General features: G+C 64.1%; 17 protein-coding genes. 5 read left to right on the forward strand and 12 right to left on the reverse strand.

The annotated features are described in order from the left end of the window. Nucleotides 1-121: 121 nt before the first annotated feature. The 7 genes from QCM77_RS11985 to soxX are packed head-to-tail and all read right to left on the reverse strand — an operon-like array spanning nucleotide 122 to nucleotide 4,746. Nucleotides 122-580 carry a DsrE family protein gene (locus QCM77_RS11985; protein WP_279665342.1) on the reverse strand — a complete coding sequence of 153 codons (459 nt, stop codon included), beginning with the start codon at nucleotides 578-580 and terminating at the stop codon, nucleotides 122-124. After that, on the reverse strand, nucleotides 577-2,328 hold the full coding sequence (gene soxB, locus QCM77_RS11990; protein ID WP_279683771.1) for a thiosulfohydrolase SoxB: 1,752 nt from the start codon (nucleotides 2,326-2,328) through the stop codon (nucleotides 577-579). Before soxB ends, QCM77_RS11985 begins: the two co-directional genes overlap by 4 nt. A 55-nt stretch (nucleotides 2,329-2,383) precedes the next feature. Beyond that, on the reverse strand, nucleotides 2,384-2,689 hold the full coding sequence (locus QCM77_RS11995) for a hypothetical protein (RefSeq protein WP_279683773.1): 306 nt from the start codon (nucleotides 2,687-2,689) through the stop codon (nucleotides 2,384-2,386). Continuing rightward, a complete protein-coding gene (gene soxA, locus QCM77_RS12000; protein ID WP_279665156.1) occupies nucleotides 2,686-3,549 on the reverse strand; it encodes a sulfur oxidation c-type cytochrome SoxA in 864 nt (287 codons plus the stop codon). The genes QCM77_RS11995 and soxA overlap by 4 nt, the downstream gene beginning before the upstream one ends. Beyond that, nucleotides 3,549-3,860 (reverse strand): thiosulfate oxidation carrier complex protein SoxZ, encoded by a 312-nt coding sequence (gene soxZ / locus QCM77_RS12005; RefSeq protein ID WP_279683775.1) that lies wholly within the window; start codon nucleotides 3,858-3,860, stop codon nucleotides 3,549-3,551. Before soxZ ends, soxA begins: the two co-directional genes overlap by 1 nt. Before the next feature lie 15 nt (nucleotides 3,861-3,875). Next, nucleotides 3,876-4,367, reverse strand: a complete 492-nt coding sequence (soxY, locus tag QCM77_RS12010) for a thiosulfate oxidation carrier protein SoxY (RefSeq protein WP_279683777.1) — start codon at nucleotides 4,365-4,367, stop codon at nucleotides 3,876-3,878. A 25-nt stretch (nucleotides 4,368-4,392) separates the two neighbouring features. Beyond that, nucleotides 4,393-4,746 carry a sulfur oxidation c-type cytochrome SoxX gene (gene soxX / locus QCM77_RS12015; RefSeq protein WP_279665150.1) on the reverse strand — a complete coding sequence of 118 codons (354 nt, stop codon included), beginning with the start codon at nucleotides 4,744-4,746 and terminating at the stop codon, nucleotides 4,393-4,395. A 259-nt stretch (nucleotides 4,747-5,005) separates the two neighbouring features. Here soxX and QCM77_RS12020 point away from each other — a divergent pair, with 259 nt between their 5' ends. Beyond that, entirely contained in the window at nucleotides 5,006-5,677 is a 672-nt protein-coding gene (locus tag QCM77_RS12020) for a DUF938 domain-containing protein (protein ID WP_279683779.1), read from the forward strand. Between the two features lie 185 nt (nucleotides 5,678-5,862). Here the strand turns inward: QCM77_RS12020 and QCM77_RS12025 are convergent, their stop codons facing one another. Next, complete coding sequence (locus QCM77_RS12025; RefSeq protein ID WP_279683781.1) at nucleotides 5,863-7,932, reverse strand: prolyl oligopeptidase family serine peptidase; 2,070 nt, start codon at nucleotides 7,930-7,932, stop codon at nucleotides 5,863-5,865. Nucleotides 7,933-8,140: 208 nt separating this feature from the next. Here QCM77_RS12025 and QCM77_RS12030 point away from each other — a divergent pair, with 208 nt between their 5' ends. Both QCM77_RS12030 and QCM77_RS12035 read left to right on the forward strand, forming a co-directional pair. Then, nucleotides 8,141-9,388 (forward strand): MFS transporter, encoded by a 1,248-nt coding sequence (locus QCM77_RS12030; protein WP_279665147.1) that lies wholly within the window; start codon nucleotides 8,141-8,143, stop codon nucleotides 9,386-9,388. 141 nt (nucleotides 9,389-9,529) lie between these two features. Continuing rightward, nucleotides 9,530-10,822, forward strand: coding sequence for an MFS transporter (locus QCM77_RS12035; RefSeq protein WP_279683783.1), 1,293 nt, complete (start codon nucleotides 9,530-9,532; stop codon nucleotides 10,820-10,822). Here QCM77_RS12035 and QCM77_RS12040 read toward each other — a convergent pair. Further along, nucleotides 10,773-11,267: a VOC family protein gene (locus tag QCM77_RS12040; protein WP_279683785.1), complete on the reverse strand. Its 495-nt coding sequence runs from the start codon at nucleotides 11,265-11,267 to the stop codon at nucleotides 10,773-10,775. The two genes, QCM77_RS12035 and QCM77_RS12040, sit on opposite strands and share 50 nt — an antisense overlap. Before the next feature lie 90 nt (nucleotides 11,268-11,357). After that, a complete protein-coding gene (locus QCM77_RS12045; RefSeq protein ID WP_279683787.1) occupies nucleotides 11,358-11,903 on the reverse strand; it encodes a carboxymuconolactone decarboxylase family protein in 546 nt (181 codons plus the stop codon). A 136-nt stretch (nucleotides 11,904-12,039) separates the two neighbouring features. On the opposite strand from QCM77_RS12045, the gene QCM77_RS12050 reads away from it, so the two are divergent. Both QCM77_RS12050 and QCM77_RS12055 read left to right on the forward strand, forming a co-directional pair. Beyond that, a complete protein-coding gene (locus QCM77_RS12050; protein WP_279683789.1) occupies nucleotides 12,040-13,251 on the forward strand; it encodes an acyl-CoA dehydrogenase family protein in 1,212 nt (403 codons plus the stop codon). A gap of 174 nt (nucleotides 13,252-13,425) precedes the next feature. Then, nucleotides 13,426-14,565 (forward strand): acyl-CoA dehydrogenase family protein, encoded by a 1,140-nt coding sequence (locus QCM77_RS12055; protein ID WP_279683791.1) that lies wholly within the window; start codon nucleotides 13,426-13,428, stop codon nucleotides 14,563-14,565. 257 nt (nucleotides 14,566-14,822) lie between these two features. On the opposite strand, the gene QCM77_RS12060 is transcribed toward QCM77_RS12055, so the two are convergent. Together QCM77_RS12060 and QCM77_RS12065 are read right to left on the reverse strand one after the other, a co-directional pair. Next, nucleotides 14,823-15,860 (reverse strand): amino acid ABC transporter substrate-binding protein, encoded by a 1,038-nt coding sequence (locus QCM77_RS12060; protein ID WP_279683827.1) that lies wholly within the window; start codon nucleotides 15,858-15,860, stop codon nucleotides 14,823-14,825. 54 nt (nucleotides 15,861-15,914) lie between these two features. Next, nucleotides 15,915-16,508, reverse strand: a complete 594-nt coding sequence (locus QCM77_RS12065; protein ID WP_279665138.1) for a L,D-transpeptidase — start codon at nucleotides 16,506-16,508, stop codon at nucleotides 15,915-15,917. Nucleotides 16,509-16,585: the final 77 nt, after the last annotated feature.

A 16,585-nucleotide genomic window follows, 5' to 3' on the forward strand; every position in this document is an offset into this window, starting at 1 on the left:
GCCCGCGAAGGCGGGCGATCCAGTATTCCAGAGGCGGGAAGGGGTACGGAGAAGCCGCGGCGTACTGGATTCCCCGCCTACGCGGGGAATGACAGCGGTGGGTGAGGCGGCGGCATAGCCTCTACGGCCGCACCACCGTGTACCCGTTCTCCGCCAGAAACAGGATCTGCCCGACGCCCACTTGCACCGGCGTAGCGGCGGGGATGAACTCCGGCCGCTTGCCCGTCTCCCGCTCGATCGTGTCGACGGTGTTGAGGCAGATGTCGAAGCGTACGCCTTGCGCGATCAGGCTTTCGACCTGCTTGCGGCGCTCGCTGCCGGCGAACAGGAGATCGATGCCGGGACCAAAGGCCACGATTTCGATCGCGACCTTGTCGGGGTCGTAGGCCTTCAGCAAATTGTTGGCGACGCTCAGCACCAGCGCCTGCTTCCTGGCATCGCCGTCGGAGAGCTGCAGCACGATCTTGTGCTCGGCGAACGGCTTGTCCTGGAGCGGCACCTGCTGGGCATAAGCGAGCGGCGTGGCAACGAAGGCGAGCAGCGCCAGCAGCATTGCGGATAAGATTTGCGATCGCATTATCCCTGTCCTGCGATGCCTGGATTGCCCTCGACGCCTTTCAGTGTCACGCCGGAGCCGAGCCGCTCCGGAAACATCCGGCCCGAGCGCAGATATTTGGCCACCACATCCCACACCGGCGCGCCTTGCTGGCCGTTGACCGAGGCCCAGCCCGCGACCTTGTAGCGGTGGTTTGCGGAAACCGCCTTGCCGCCATTGAGCTGCAGCTCGGAGATGCGGCTGCCGATCGCAGCCGTCGGCGTGCAAGTGTAGCTGAGCCCGCCGGCGCGCACCATGTCGCCGCCCTGCTGGTAATAGGGATCGGCGTTGAAGAGATTGTCGCAGATGTCTTCCAGCACGTCCTTGATCTGGGCGCCGGTCATCTCCTGCACATAGGTCTCGGGATAGCTGATCGCGGTTTCCGCGAGCAAATCCTCCATCGTCAGCGCCTGGCCGGACAGCGCGGTGACGCCCCAGCGGAAGCCCGGCGACAACGCGACCTCGGCGTCGAGTTCGGTGCGCAGCGCGGTGCAGATCAGCTCGTCGACCGGGCCGGCGAAATTGTCGCGGCGATACAGCAGGCGATCGGGCGTTGCGATCTTCTCCGACCAGTCGGTGACGAAGGGCGCCCGCAACCGGCCGATCAGTTCGGCCATCGCGGGATCGGGTTTCAACAGCTCGGAATAGACCGGCAGCAGATGGTACCTGACGTCGCTGACCTTGCCCTTGTCGAGCGCGAGGTCGAGCACGGCCAGAAATTTTCCGTTGGAGCCGGCATTGGTGACGAGCGTCGTGCCGCTCGCGTTCTTCACTGCGATCGGCTGCGGGATCGCATCATGGGTATGGCCGCCGAGGATGACGTCGATGCCGGTGACGCGGCTTGCAAGCTTGAGATCGACATCCATGCCGTTGTGCGACAGCAGGATGACTGCATCGACCTTGTCGGTGCCGCGCAAGCCATCGACATGCTTCTGGAGCTCTTCCTCGCGAATGCCGAAGGTCCAGTCCGGCGTGAATCGTTTGGGATGCGCGATCGGCACGTAAGGGAAGGCCTGGCCGACGATCGCGACGCGATGGCCGCCGAGCTCCTTGATCACGGAGGGCTTGAACACGCGCCCCGTCGCCTTGTCGAAGACGGGGGCGTCGTTGAATGCGGCTTCCTCGGTAAGAAAAACGTTCTGCGCCAGAAACTCGCCCCTGAAGCGCTCGAGATTGTCGCGCAGCGCCTGCTCGCCATGGGTGAATTCCCAATGCCCGGTCATCGCCTCGATACCGAGCAGGTTTGCGGCCTCGACCATGTCGCGGCCCTGCACGATGTTGGCGAGCCCCGTGCCTTGCCAGAGATCGCCGCCGTCAACCAGAACGGAGTGTTTTTCGCCGGCATCGCCGCGCAAGCGGTCGATCAGCGTCTTCAGATAGGCGAAGCCTCCGAGCTTGCCGAAGCGGCCTGCGGACTTCTCGAATTCGAAGCAGCTGAAGGCATAGGCATCCGCGCTGTCGGGCCGGATGCCGAAACGTTCGAGGAAGGCGCGGCCGACCAGATGCGGCGGCCGTCCCGCCATCTCGCCGATGCCGATATTGACGCTGGGCTCGCGAAAATAGACCGGATTGAGTTGTGCATGCGTGTCGGTGAGGTGAAGGATACGCGCATTGCCGAACCGTTCGATGTCGTAAATGCTCGCGGCTTCAGTTCCGCGCGCAAGCCGCGGCAGGCTGAGCGATGCGGCAGCAAGGCCCGCACTCCTAAGGAAATCGCGGCGGCGGATCGCCATCCAGAAATTCTCCGCGCCCTCTAATGGTCGCAAGACTGTTGCACGAGCGAACAGTCTAGCGGATTTCCATCGCCTTCCAGGCTTCTTTTTCGGAAATTGCCTGGAAGATCGACGCCTTGGCCAGCGCCTCGGCCTCCTTGGCTGCGGCTACGGCGCGGTCGAAATCGCCGCCGTCGGCCGCCTTCTTCGCGGCGGCCAGCGCCGAGACGGTCACGGTCCATTGGTGGCGCAAGCTGGCAGCCTCCTTTGATGCGGCTTCGGCGGCGGAATAGGCCGTCTTGTAGTCTGCCTCATTTGCCGCGCGCGCCGCCGGCGCGAGGCTTAGGGCAAGTAGCATGGCGAGAGGAAGTGACAGCTTCATGGCCGCGCTCCCGGTCCTGATATCGGCAGGCCGTTGGCGACGTAGGACAGGAAATATTCGACGTCGCGATATTCATCCGCCTGCGGCTCCAGCGGAACCGCGCGGGTCTGGCTGTTGCAGGTGACGAAGCGGCGGCTGGTCGTGCCCATGCCGCTCCATTCGGACCTGTAGATCGGCATCGCGTTCAGAATGCCGAGCGCCGGCGCCAGGATCTCGGCGCGGATGCGCTCGCCCGGGCTCTGCACATGACAGCTCGCGCAGGAGAAATTCATCTGGCCGCGGCGCGTGTAGAAATAGCGCTTGCCGTTCTCGAACGCTGCGAGCGCGCGGGGATCGTCGGGGATCTTAATGTCCATCGGCTTGCCGCGCGAGGTGAAGGCCATGTAGGCGGTGAGCGAGGCCATCTCGTCCTTGACGTAGGAATAGGGCGCCTCGCCATTGGCCTCGCGGCAGCGGTTGAGCGCCAGCTCCAGCGTGACGACCTTGCCTTCCTTCTCGTCGAAATAAGGATAGTTCTGGCGGACGCCGATGCCGCCGTTCGGGAAGCAGTCGGCATAGCTCTTGCCGTTCTTGAACGGGGTGGCGAACATCTCCTTGCCGGCGTCGAGCGCGAACTCGTAAGGCGGGAATTCCTCTTTCTCCTGCCACTGACGCTTCATGTCCTCGTTCATGGAATAAGGACCGTTGACGAAATCCTCGTGCTTCACGTTCGGGAATTTCTGGAAGAAGAAATTCTGGAACGCCCTGGCATCGGCAACGGGATCGACCTTGTCGGCCGCGACCACGTGCGGAGAGGTGAGGGCGAACGCGACGAGCGCAGCGCTCAACGAACCAAGCAGGAGAGAGATGCGGGCCTTCATCACGCGATCTTCGCGGTGGTCGTGTCCGACCCGCCCTTGTTGTCGGTCCAGGAGATCTTGAGATCGTCACCCTTCTTGGCGCCCTTGAAGCTGAACTTGACGTAGGGATCCTTCGAGACCGCGGTGCCCCAATCGGCGACGAAGACGTCCTTGCCGTTATGTTCGAACTTCAGCTCCTGAATGAAGTGCGCCGGGATCAGCTCGCCCTTGGCGTCCTTGACGAAGCCGGTATCCATGGGGTGCTGGATCAGCGCCTGCACCTCGGTGATGTCGCCGTTGGCGGTGGCCCGTACGCGAATGCTGGATGCCATCTCGATCTTCCTCGCTTAACCGCCGCAGCCGCCGACGGTGACCTTGACCTCTTTGGTCGCGCTGTAGAGCTTGCCGTCGGCCTCCACGATCGCGGTCACGTTGGTGGTCTTGGCCATCTTCAGCCGGTTGGCGACACCAGGGATCGTGCCATCAGGAATCTTGTAGCTTGCCGCGAGCGCGTTCGGATTCTCGGCCACGAAAAGCGAGATCGAGGTGACCTTGTCGAGCGTCGTCGTCACCGAGATCGGCACGACGCCGCCATTCTCGGCGATCTCGGGGGCATCCAGCTTGACCTTGTCGGACGGCTCGGCGGTCTTGCCATAGAGCGCCTTGATGGCGTCGGCTTCGCTCTTCTGCCTGAAGGCCTCTTCCGGATATTTGTCGTTGGCGGCCGCGCGCGCGGGAGCGGCGCCGAACGGCAGATTGCCGAAGCCGATCAGCGCGACAGAGGCTGCGCCCTGAAGGATCAGGCGCCGCGTCGCGAGAGGGCCGGTGAGTGTGGTCATCTGAGGTCTCCTGGCGTGCCGGCCGTCACAGGGTTTGCAGGAAATCAACGATTGCGCTGATCTCCTGGTCGGTCAAAATCCGGTTCCGGCCGAACGGCGGCATCATGGACTGCGGATTGCGCTTGGTCTCGTCGAACAGGATCGCGACCAACTCGTTGCGGTCGGGGTATTTCGCCTTGATGTCCTTCAACTCCGGCCCGATCGTTCCCGGCAGGTCGCCGCCCTTGATGACGTGGCAGGTCAGGCAATTGCCCTTGCCGCGGTCGAAGGCGAGTTTCTGGCCGTCGGCTACAGCGGATTGCGCCCGCGCCGGGCTCGCGGCGAGGCCGGCGACAATGGCCAGCATGAGGAACAGAGGCTTCCGGGCAAGGGCGGTCAAGGCATCATTCCAAGGCGTTATGTCGATGATCTCGTTCGCGGAATATAGCGTTCCAAAGCACAAAGGGCATCGCCTGACAATCAAGACCATGTACGCGACAAAATGGAGTTAATATCTTCCGCATTGCAACTGAAGAGAGTATTTGTTGGGCCGATTTGGTCCGAAGAGTTAGGGCCGTGGCGCGGGCCGGCTGTTTCCAGGGCGTTTTGGGCGCTCATCCTGTTTTCATCGTGTTCTCGTTTTTTCAAGGGGACCTCACTTGGCTGAATATGTCGTCGAATTTGGCGGGGATGGCGGACGCGTCGAGCCGGATGGGCGGCTCGATGCGCCGGCATTTCATCGCAATCACGAGCCGCTCTGGGCGGCACTGGAAAAGCATCTCGTCGGTTGCACCGGCAACGTGGTCGAGCTCGGCAGCGGAACCGGGCAGCACGTGGTCTACTTCGCCCGCCATACGCCCGGTCTGATCTGGTGGCCCAGCGACCTCAATCAGCGCCACCTCAAGAGCATCGAGGCCTGGCGCGTTCATGCCGGCCTGCAAAACATCCGCAGCCCGCTGCGGATAGATCTCACGGATCCCGACTGGTGCCCGGAGATGAAAAGCGGACAGGCGCCGTCAAGTCTTGCCGCCGTGTTCTGCGCCAATGTCATCCACATCGCGCCATGGAGCGTCGCCGAGGGCCTGTTCGCCGGCGCCGGCCGCTATTTGCGGGCCGACGGCAAGCTGTTCCTCTACGGCCCGTTCAAGCGCGGCGGCAAGCACATTGCGCTCAGCAACGCCGTGTTCGACACGTCCTTGCGTGAAGGCAATCCCGACTGGGGCGTGCGCGACATCAGCGACGTCGAGGCGCTCGCGCGCGGCGTAGGTCTTCGCCTCGTCGATACAATCGAGATGCCGGCAAATAACCTGACGCTGGTGTTCGCGCGCTAGCTACACAGGAGGTGCGCTCCCTCCCCCGCGTGCGGGGGAGGGTCGGGGAGAGGGTGTCTCAACAACGGGACAATCCCCTAGAGGAGAAAGCCCTCACCCGCCGCGCTCTTCGAGCGCGTCGACCTCTCCCGCGAGCAAGCGGGAGAGGTAAGCGTCGCCCGTGGCGCGCAGCGATCAAATCAAGGTCACGCTTCCCCATCCCGCCAGCCGATCTTGTCCTTCAAGAACCGGAAGCCGAGCACCTCGAAGCCGGCGCGCTCCTTGTTGTCCTTGCCGTAGCCATGGCCGCCTGCTTCCGGTTCGTAGAACCAGGCTTCATAGCCCATGGCCTGGAGCTTTGCCGCCATCTTGCGCGCATGCCCGGGATGGACGCGGTCGTCGCGCCGCGTGGTGGCGATCAGGATCGGCGGATAGGGCTGGCCGGCTTTGACGTTGTGATAGGCGGAGTAGGTCTTCAGCCAGTCCCACTCCTCCGGCTTGTCAGGATCGCCATATTCCGCGATCCAGCTCGCGCCGGCGAGCAGTCTTGTGTAGCGGCGCATGTCGATCAGCGGGATGGTGCAGAACAGCGCGCCGAAACGTTCGGGGTAGCGCACCAGCATGTTGGTGATGAGGATGCCGCCGTTCGATCCACCCTGTGCGGCAATGCGCTTTGCTGTCGTCACGCCGCGGCGGACGAGATCGGCGGCGACCGCGGCAAAATCGTCGTGTGAAAGTTTCTTACCGGCGAGCCGGCCGGCATCGTGCCAGCGCGTGCCGAATTCGCCGCCGCCGCGTAAATTCGCCTGCACCGTCGTGCCGCCGCGCTCGAGCCACAGCTTGCCGAGCGACGGATTGTAGTACGGCTTCACCGAAAGGGCGAAGCCGCCATAGGCGCTCATATAGACCGGTGCATCGCCGGTCTCGCCGGTGGGGCCGGTCTGCACATAGGGGATGCGCTCGCCGTCGATCGAGATCGCCTCGTGCTGGGTCACCACGAGCCCGTCGGCGGTGAAAATCTTCGGCGCCTGCTTCAACACGATCGGGCTTGCGACGCCGCGCTCCATCAGCAGCAGCGACGGCGGCGTCAGTGGATCCTGCACATTGGCGAGCAGGTCGCCATTGCTCTCGGAGGGATGGCGGTCGAGCGGCCAGATGTCGACGACGCCGATTTGCGGGAGGCCACCCAAGGTCTCGCGGCTCCAGCTTGTGGCGGACGGCGTGCAGATCTCGAATTGCGGCTGGAGCTCGTCGAGGATCGAGAGCACCAGCTTGTCCGCCGCCCAGAACAGACCCTGCAACGCGCGCCGCGGTTCCGGCGCGAACAGGACCGCGAAATCCCGGCTGCCGGCCAGGAACGCCGAGAGCGACATGCCGAGCACGGTGTCGGCGGCATAGCTTCTCCCCTCGATCGACCAGGCTTCGCGCAGCTTCATCGCGAACCAGTCGCCATGCGCCTGCATCCAGATGCCCGTCGGCAGATCGAGCTTCGTCGTCGTGCCGTCTGCGTCGCGCAGCCAGATCGCATGATTGAAGAAGTCGATCTGGTCGACGATCCAGCTGCGTGGGGCCGCAGCGGTGTCGTCGGCCATGCCGGAGATCGCCATATGATCGGCCGTGGTCTCGATGATCATCTGTGCCTGATCGACAGGCTGGCCGCGTCGCCACACGCGAACCGTCCGCGAATATCCCGAGCTCGTCGCCATGCCTTCGCCATGGGCGCTCGACAGCAGCAACGTGTCGGCATCGAGCCAATCGGCGCCGCCCTTGGCTTCCGACAGTGCAAAACCGTCCTCAACAAAACTCTTCGTGTCGAGGTCGAATTCCCGCAAGGCGACGGCGTCGCTGCCGCCGCGCGAAAGGCTCAAAATGGCGCGCGCGCTTCCCGGCATCGTGGTGATCGAGCTCAGCAGCCAGTCTTCGCCTTCGCGCGCGGCGAGCTGGTCGACATCCAGCATGATCTCCCACGCCGGACGCGATTTGCGAAACTCCGCAAGCGAAGTCCTCCGCCACAGGCCGCGCGGGTTTGCCGCGTCCTTCCAGAGATTGTGCAGATCTGTGCCGCGCCGGCTGACATAGGGAATGTTGTCGGGACGATCGTAGATCGCCGCGAGGATGTCGCGATCGCGCTCGAAGGCCTTTCCACCAAACGCATCGCGCGTCAGGCTGTTCTGCCGCGCGACGAAATCGAGCGCCAGCTTGCCCTCAATCTCCTCCAGCCAGAGCCAGGGATCGTCATCGGGAGCGCTGAGCGTAGGCCGGTCGTCGACGGACATGAACGAAACTCCTGAGATCGCGGCGGATAGGATTTGATCGAGCGCAAGCCGTCAAGTGCGTGGCCCATTATCATCCGCCCGATTGCGTCAGAGGCATGGCCTGCGCCCGTTTGCGCCGGTTGCCCGCCCTCCCGCGCCCCGCCATAGTGCCGGGAATCAACGGAGCCTCTTGAAAGCCCCTTAAAAGCCCCTTGGGGCGGAAATGCCGATGTTAGATGTGACTGCAGCCAATGAGATCGCCGCCGACGCGCGCGTGCGCGCCAATGTGGTGCGCCTTGCCGCCGCGCAGGCGCTGACCGGCGCCAACTCGGCGGTGATCTTCGCCACCGGCGCGATCGTCGGCGCCACGCTCGCGCCAGACGTCTCGTTCGCAACCGTGCCGATCTCGATGTATGTGCTCGGCCTCGCCGCCGGCACGCTGCCGACCGGCGCGATCTCGCGCCGCTTCGGCCGCCGCATGGCTTTCGTCGTCGGCACCGGTGTGGGCACGCTGACCGGTCTGCTCGGCTCCTTCGCAATCCTGCACGCTTCGTTTCCGTTGTTCTGTCTGGCGACGTTTCTTGGCGGCCTCTACGGCGCGGTGGCGCAGTCCTATCGCTTCGCTGCCGCCGACGGCGCCAGTGCTGCCTATCGGCCCAAGGCGGTGTCCTGGGTGATGGCGGGCGGTGTGTTCGCCGGCGTGCTCGGTCCGCAGCTCGTGCAATGGACCATGGATGTCTGGCAGCCTTATTTGTTCGCCTTCAGCTTCCTGGTCCAGGCTGCTGTCGCGCTGGTCGCGATGGGCATCGTCGCCGGGGTCGACATGCCGAGGCCGGCGCCGGCCGATCTTCACGGCGGGCGGCCGCTACTCGACATCGTGACCCAGCCGCGCTTCATCGCGGCGGCGCTGTGCGGCGTCATCTCCTACCCCATGATGAATCTGGTGATGACTTCGGCGCCGCTCGCCATGAAGCTGTGCGGCTTAAGCGTTTCCGACTCCAATTTCGGCATTCAATGGCACATCGTCGCCATGTACGGGCCGAGCTTCTTCACGGGTGCGCTGATCGCCCGCTTCGGCGCGCGGAGGATCGTTGCCGCCGGCCTGCTGCTGGAGGCCGGTGCGGCCGGCATCGGCCTGTCCGGCATCACCGCGATGCACTTCTGGGCCACGCTAATCGTGCTCGGTATCGGCTGGAATTTCTCCTTCATCGGCGCCTCTGCGCTGGTGCTGGAGACGCACCGGCCGCAGGAGCGCAACAAGGTGCAGGCCTTCAACGATTTCCTGGTGTTCGGCATGATGGCGATCGGCTCGTTCTCGTCCGGTCAATTGCTCGCCAATTACGGCTGGTCCGCGGTGAACATGGTGGTGTTCCCGCCGGTGCTGCTCGGCCTCGCCGTGCTCTCGCTGGCGTCCTGGGCCCGCCGCCGCAAAGCGCGGCTGGACGAGGCCATGGGCGAGTTCCCGGATGCGATCTGAGATGGCAGGATGCTGTCAGCAGCGTTGATGCTTCGATCCAGATCGAAGTGATTGCCGGGGCTTGGGTTGTTACATGATGCTCGTCATGAACAGGCGGGCGTGAAGCACGGCGCTCGCGGGGGAAACGAAGGACAAGCGCAAATGCTCGACAACCCCCGGCACGACGCATCCATCGACGAATCCTCTCTCCGCTACGAAGGCTGGCGCATCGTTGCGGTTTGCTTCCTGCTCGCGACCTTCGGCTGGGGCCTCGGCTTCTACGGCCAGAGCGTCTATGTCGCCGAGCTCCAGCGCGCGCACGGCTGGTCGGCCTCGCTGATCTCATCTGCCACGACGTTCTTCTATCTGTTCGGCGCGCTGCTCGTCGTCTTCGTCGGCGAGGCCGTCAACAAGTACGGCCCGCGCCTCGGGCTGATCGCGGGCACGCTGGCGATGTCGGCTGCAGCGGTCGCGATTGGCGCGGTGCGCGAGCCGTGGCAGCTTTATCTCGCGAACGCCGTGCTCGCCTTCGGCTGGGCCGGCACCAGTTTGGCGATGATCACCAACACGATCAGCCTGTGGTTCGATCAGAAGCGTGGCATGGCCATCAGTCTTGCGCTGAATGGCGCAAGCTTCGGCGGCATCGTCGGCGTGCCGCTGCTGGTGACCTTGATCGGTCATATCGGCTTCGCCAGCGCGATGTTTATCGTCGCGGGCGCCATGCTGGCGCTGCTCCTGCCGGTGATCCTGATTGTCGTCGGCCGCCCGCCCGATCTCCATGGTCGGCGCGTAACGACGAAGGCGAAGCCGCGATCGTCGGCGCAGATCCGCGCGGGGGCGTTGCGCGATGTCGGCTTCCTCACCGTGACCATTGCCTTTGCTTTGGTGCTGTTCGCGCAGGTCGGCTTCATCGTGCACCTGATCTCGTTCCTCGATCCCGTGATCGGGCGCGAGCGCGCCGCTGTGGCCGTCGCGGTGCTGACGGCGATGGCGGTGATCGGCCGGGTGCTGTTCTCGCTGGTGATCGACCGCCTCAACCAGCGGCTCGCCTCGGCGCTGTCGTTCCTGAGCCAGGCCGTGGCACTTCTCGTTGTGGTCAATTTGCACAATGATTACGTGCTGATCGCCGCTTGCGCAGTGTTCGGCTTCTCGGTCGGCAACCTCATCACGCTGCCGTCCCTGATCGTGCAGCAGGAATTCGATTCCGCCTCGTTCGGCGTGCTGATCAGCCTCAACACCGCGATCAACCAGGTGACGTATGCATTCGGCCCCGGCGTAGTCGGCTTCCTGCGAGACTTTTCGGGCGGCTATGCGCTGCCGTTCTATCTCTGCATCGCGCTGGAGGTGGTGGCGGCGGCGTTGATCATGGTGCGCGGGAAACCCAAAGCGAAAGCTCTCGTAGGCCTCACGCCTCGCGCTGCCTCAGCAGTTCCTCCAGATCCAGCCGCTTCGTGACCATCGCGAGCTTCCCGTCCGGCCCAAACGGCCATTGCTCCCTGGGCCGGTCCCGATACAGCTCCACGCCATTCTGGTCCGGATCGCGCAAATACAGCGCTTCGGACACGCCATGGTCGCTCGCCCCATCCAGCGCAATGCCGGCCGAGAGCACGCGGTGCAGCGCATCCGCCAGCGCGGGCCGCGTCGGATAGAGGATCGCGGTGTGATAGAGACCGGTCGTGCCTGGTGGCGGCGGCGACCCGCCCTTGCTCTCCCAGGTGTTGAGCCCGATGTGGTGATGATAGCCGCCGGCCGAGATGAAGGCTGCGCCCGAGCCCATCCGCTGCATCAGCTCGAAGCCCAGCACGCCGCAATAGAAGCCCAGCGCGCGATCGAGATCGGCGACCTTGAGGTGAACGTGGCCGATCCGGGTGCCGGCGGCGATGGCTTGGTTGTCCGACATGTGGCTGCTCCGTTGACAACCCCCACATAAGGCGGGCCTCGGAACAGTGCTACTGGCCTATCCTGAAACCCATCGTTTCCATATGCGAAACTATGAGAGCTCCGAGATCTCGCCCTCGGGCAGGCCGAACTCGAATGTGTTCAGCGTCATCGACACCAGCGTGTAATAGCCGCACAGCCCGATCACCTCGACGACGCCGCGCTCGCCGAGCAGCTTCACCGCCGCATCATAGAGGCCCTTCGCGACGCCATGGCCCTCATGCAGCGACTTCGCGACGTCGTAGATCATCCCAGCCTTGGGATCGTCGAAGACAGGCGTGCGGCGATCGCGGATTGCGTCGATGATTTCCGGATCCATGCCGCCGGCAAGCGCCAGGCGCTTATGCGCGTACCATTCGTAATGCGCGGTCCAGTGCCGCGCCGTCACCAGGATTGCGATCTCCGAGAGCTTTGCGGGGAATATCGTGTCGTAGCGCAGGACCTCGCCGAGCCGCGTGGCGTGTCGCGCCATCTCGGGGCTGTTGAGCCAGGCCATCATCGGCGCGGGCGGCTTGCCGCGCTTGCCGGCAATCGACTCGTCATAGGTCTGCCGCTGGCTCTCGTTCATTTCGCCAGGCGAAAGAAGCTTCAGGCGCATTGTTGTTTCCTCTTTGTTTTCAAGCTCGCCGGTGCCGCGACTATAGCCGATGCGTGACACGGAAGTGGTTGAATTCCACGAGGCGATGGCCCAGAGTCGCGCTCAACAAGCCGATATAGATTGATGGAAACGATCCATGAGCGACAAAACGAGCGATGCCGAGACGGCCGATCTCGAAGAATTCCGCAAGCAGACGCGTGCCTGGCTCGATGCCAATTGCCCGCCGGAAATGCGCAAGCCCGCGACCTCCGACGCCGACGTGTTCTGGGGCGGGCGTAACGCAAAATTCTCGTCCGAGCCGCAGCGCATCTGGTTCGAGCGCATGCGCGACAAGGGCTGGACCGTACCGGACTGGCCGAAGGAGTATGGCGGCGGCGGATTGAGCGCGGCCGAGCACAAGGTGTTGCGCGCGGAAATGGCCAGGATGGGCGCGCGCCCGCCGCTGTCGAGCTTCGGCATCTGGATGCTCGGGCCGGCGCTTTTGAAATACGGCAACGAGGCGCAGAAGCAGGAGCACCTGCCAAACATCGCGGCGGGCCTGATCCGCTGGTGCCAGGGCTATTCCGAGCCGAACGCCGGCTCCGATCTCGCCTCGCTCCAGACCCGTGCCGAGAGCGACGGCGATGATTTCGTCATCACTGGGTCGAAAATCTGGACCTCCTACGCCAACTACGCCGACTGGATCTTCTGCCTGGTCCGCACTGATTCGGCCGCGAAGAAGCATGACGGCATCAGCTTCATCCTGTTCGACATGACCTCGAAAGGCGTGACGACCAAGCCGATCCTCCTGATTTCCGGCTACTCGCCGTTCTGCGAGACCTTCTTCGACGGCGTCCGCGTACCGAAATCGCATGTGGTCGGCACCGTCAACCGCGGCTGGGACGTCGCAAAATATCTGCTGCAGCATGAGCGCGCGATGATCTCAGGCATGGGCGAGCGTGGCGTCGGCCGCCCGCTCGGTCAGATCGCGGCCGATTCCGTCGGCACCGATGCGCTGGGACGGCTCGACGATGCGATGTTGCGTGGCCGGATCGCCAGCTTCGACGTCGATGAAGCCGCACTTGCGGCCTGTGCCGAGCGCGCGGTCGATCTCGCCAAGGCGGGTCAGGCGCATCCGGCGTTCTCGTCGGCGATGAAATATTACGGCACCGAGCTGAACAAGCGCCGTTATGAGATCCTGATGTCGGCCGGAGGTGTCGATGCGCTGGAATGGGAGAGCGAGCGCTCGAAGCAAGGAGCCCGTCCGCGCGCCTGGCTGCGCACCAAGGCCAACTCGATCGAGGGCGGCACGACCGAGGTCATGCTCGGCATCGTCGCCAAGCGCATCCTCGATCTGCCGGGGGCCTAGCAAGAACCCTCATCCTGAGGAGCGGCCGCAAGGCCGCGTCTCGAAGGATGGCCTCGTGGTTCGAGACGGCGCGGAGTTTATCATCGGGCCGCGCATAGCGCGGACCCGGTGGCGCCTCCTCACCATGAGGGTCACCACCGAATTCAGCCGAACCGCACTTAGTTGGAGCCCACCATGGCCCTCGTCCTCACCGAAGAACAATCGATGCTTCGCGACTCTGCGCGCGGACTGATCAGCGACAAGGCGCCGGTATCGCATCTGCGCGGCTTGCGCGATTCCAAGGATCCAACCGGCTTCTCGAAAGAACTCTGGCATTCCTTCGCCGAGATGGGTTTCGCCGGCTTGCTGGTGCCGGAAGAGTTCGGCGGCAGCGGTCTCGGCTTTGTCGAGGCCGGCGTCGTGATGGAGGAGATCGGCCGCACGCTGATGCCGTCGCCCTTCCTCGCCACCAGCGTAGTCGCGGCCTCGGCGCTGAACCGCGGCGGCAATGCCGCGCAGAAGTCGGAGTATCTGCCAAAAATCTCCAGCGGCTCGCTGCTCGCGACGCTCGCGATCGACGAGGGCGCAAAGCATCGCCCGCTTCAGACCAGCCTTCGGGCCGTGCGTGCCGGCAACGGTTTTAGGCTCTCCGGCGCCAAGGCGCTGGTGGTCGACGGTCATGTCGCCGATCTCCTCATCGTCGCCGCGCGCACCGCAGGTTCGGCCGGCGAGCGCGAGGGGCTGACGCTGTTCCTGGTCAACCCCAAGGCCAAGGGCGTTGCGATCGAGCGCACCATCATGGTCGACGCGCACAACGCGGCGCGGATCGAGCTGGCCAATGTCGAGGTCAATGCCGACAGCGTGCTCGGCGAAGTCGACCAGGGCACTGGCCTGCTCGACGGCGTGCTCGATATCGGACGCGGCGCGGTGGCCTCCGAAATGGTGGGCCTGAGCGAAGAGGTGTTCAACCGCACCGTCGAATACCTGAAGAGCCGCAAGCAGTTCGGCAAGCTGATCGGCGAATTCCAGGCGCTGCAGCATCGCGCCGCCGAGCTCTATGTCGACATCGAGATCACCCGCGCCGCCGTGATGAAGGCGCTTCAGGTGCTGGATGCGGACGTTGCCAAGGCCGCCTCGGCCGTCGCAGTGGCCAAAGCCCGCGCCGGTACCACCGCCACGCGCGCGGTGCAGGAAGGCGTGCAGATGCATGGCGGCATGGGCATGACCGACCAGTTCGACATCGGCTTCTTCATGAAGCGCGCGCGTGTGTGCGAGGAATTGTTCGGGGACGCGAATTACCACACCGAGCAGTTGGCGCGGGCGCGGGGGTATTGAGGCGCACCGTCGCGTCGCATTCGGTATCATCGCCCGCGAAGGCGGGCGATCCAGTACGCCGCGGCCCCTCAGTATACGATTGATGTCTCGGAGTACTGGATCGCCCGGTCAAGCCGGGCGATGATAGTTGAGCAAGTGGAAAGCGCTTGCCCCAAGCTCGTCATTGCGAGCGAAGCGAAGATTCCAGACTTCACCGCGGAGGGCTTCTGGATTGCTCCGTCGCTTTGCACCCCCGCGGATGACGGCGGAGGGACCCGTTACCGCACCGGCGGCGCGTACTGCACACCGCCCGCGTTCCACAGCTGGTTCATCCCGCGCGGGATCTTCAGCTTGGACTTCTCGCCGATATTGCGCTCGTACATCTCGCCGTAATTGCCGACGTTACGGATGATGCGGACGACCCAATCCTTGGTGAGGCCGAGCTGCTCGCCGTAATTTCCTTCGGTGCCGACCAGCCGCATCACTTCCGGCTTCTTCGACTTCAGGGCCTCGTCGATGTTCTCCGAGGAGACGCCGAGTTCCTCGGCGTTGATCATCGCGTAGAGCGTCCACTTCACGATCATCATCCAGTCGTCGTCGCGCTGGCGCACGACGGGAGCGAGCGGCTCCTTGGAGATCATGTCCGGCAGGATCATGTGGTCGGTGGGCTTCGACAGGTTGATCCGCAGCGCGTAGAGCTGGGAGACGTCGGCGCTCAGCGTGTCGCATTTGCCGGTATCGTAGGCTTTCACGACGTCGTCCAGCTTGTCGAACTTCACCTCTTCATACTTCATGTTGTTGGCGCGGAAGTAATCCGCGACGTTGAGCGCCGTGGTGGTCCCGGTCTGGACGCAGACCTTGCTGCCGGTCAGATCCAGCGCGGTCTCCTTGTTGCGCGCGCGCGGCAGCATGAAGCCCGCGCCGTCGTAATAGGCGACCGCGGGGAAATAGAGGTCGTAGTCGAGCTCGCGCGCCATGCTCCAGGTCGAGTTGCGCGAGAGGATGTCCACTTTCCGGCTCTGCAATTCCTTGAAGCGCTCGCTGGCATCGAGCGCGACGAACTTCGCCTTGCTCGGGTCGTTGAAGATCGCGGAGGCCACCGCGCGGCAGAAATCGACGTCGAAGCCGGTCCAGTTGCCCTTGTCGTCGGGGATCGAGAAGCCAGGCAGGCCCTTGTTGACCCCGCACAGCACTTCGCCGCGGCGCACGGTGCGCTTCAGCGTGCGGGTGTCGTAAAACTCGTAGATCACCGCCAGGACGCCGACCAGCACGGCAATCGCGAGCCCGATCAGCAGGCCGCCTCGAAAAGTGCGCATCATGTTGCTCTCTCGAAATAATCGGGAAAAGGAATTCTGGAGGAGGTAGGAAGATCAGAGCTCGGGCTTCTGCCGCACCACGACCTTGGTGCCGACCGGGACGCGATCGTAGAGATCGGCGACGTCGCGGTTGACCAGCCGGAAGCAGCCCGAAGAGACCTTGGTGCCGATCGTGTCGGGACGGTTGGTGCCGTGGATCCGATAGACGGTGGTGCCGAGATACATGGCGCGGGCGCCGAGCGGATTGCCGGGGCCGCCGGCCATGAAACGCGGCAGATAGGGCTGACGCTGGATCATCTCCGCCGGCGGCGTCCAGTCCGGCCATTCCTTCTTGTTGGCGATGTTCAGCAGCCCCTGCCACTGAAAGCCGTCACGGCCGACGCCAATGCCGTAGCGGATGGCGCGTCCGCCTGGCTGCACCAGATAGAGGTGACGCTCCGAGGTCGAGATGATGATGGTGCCCGGTGGCTCCGTCGTGCGGAAGTAAACCACCTGCTTCTGCCATTCCGGATCGAGCTCGTAGGCGTCGTCGGCGACCAGGCCCGGCTCGTCGCCGCGATCGGGCTGCTGGGCGGAGGCATGCGGGATGGCCAGGATCAGGCCGATCGCAGCCACAAACATCCCCGTCAGGCGACGAAAATCCGTCATTTCAAGCTCTCCCCGCTGCCGCAGCGCATATCATTCGGAACCATCTGAACTCAGGGGCAGCTTCATGGCAAGTTGAT

The organism is Bradyrhizobium nivariense (assembly GCF_029846695.2).
Taxonomy (GTDB): Bacteria; Pseudomonadota; Alphaproteobacteria; order Rhizobiales; family Xanthobacteraceae; genus Bradyrhizobium.

Excerpts from the sequence above, each read along its gene's own strand:
- soxB (WP_279683771.1), bottom strand. The coding sequence starts at position 2,328 with ATGGCGATCCGCCGCCGCGATTTCCTTAGGAGTGCGGGCCTTGCTGCC.
- QCM77_RS11995 (WP_279683773.1), bottom strand. The coding sequence starts at position 2,689 with ATGAAGCTGTCACTTCCTCTCGCCATGCTACTTGCCCTAAGCCTCGCG.
- soxA (WP_279665156.1), bottom strand. The coding sequence starts at position 3,549 with ATGAAGGCCCGCATCTCTCTCCTGCTTGGTTCGTTGAGCGCTGCGCTC.
- soxZ (WP_279683775.1), bottom strand. The coding sequence starts at position 3,860 with ATGGCATCCAGCATTCGCGTACGGGCCACCGCCAACGGCGACATCACC.
- soxY (WP_279683777.1), bottom strand. The coding sequence starts at position 4,367 with ATGACCACACTCACCGGCCCTCTCGCGACGCGGCGCCTGATCCTTCAG.
- QCM77_RS12025 (WP_279683781.1), bottom strand. The coding sequence starts at position 7,932 with ATGTCCGTCGACGACCGGCCTACGCTCAGCGCTCCCGATGACGATCCC.
- QCM77_RS12030 (WP_279665147.1), top strand. The coding sequence starts at position 8,141 with ATGTTAGATGTGACTGCAGCCAATGAGATCGCCGCCGACGCGCGCGTG.
- QCM77_RS12035 (WP_279683783.1), top strand. The coding sequence starts at position 9,530 with ATGCTCGACAACCCCCGGCACGACGCATCCATCGACGAATCCTCTCTC.
- QCM77_RS12040 (WP_279683785.1), bottom strand. The coding sequence starts at position 11,267 with ATGTCGGACAACCAAGCCATCGCCGCCGGCACCCGGATCGGCCACGTT.
- QCM77_RS12045 (WP_279683787.1), bottom strand. The coding sequence starts at position 11,903 with ATGCGCCTGAAGCTTCTTTCGCCTGGCGAAATGAACGAGAGCCAGCGG.
- QCM77_RS12050 (WP_279683789.1), top strand. The coding sequence starts at position 12,040 with ATGAGCGACAAAACGAGCGATGCCGAGACGGCCGATCTCGAAGAATTC.
- QCM77_RS12055 (WP_279683791.1), top strand. The coding sequence starts at position 13,426 with ATGGCCCTCGTCCTCACCGAAGAACAATCGATGCTTCGCGACTCTGCG.
- QCM77_RS12060 (WP_279683827.1), bottom strand. The coding sequence starts at position 15,860 with ATGCGCACTTTTCGAGGCGGCCTGCTGATCGGGCTCGCGATTGCCGTG.
- QCM77_RS12065 (WP_279665138.1), bottom strand. The coding sequence starts at position 16,508 with ATGACGGATTTTCGTCGCCTGACGGGGATGTTTGTGGCTGCGATCGGC.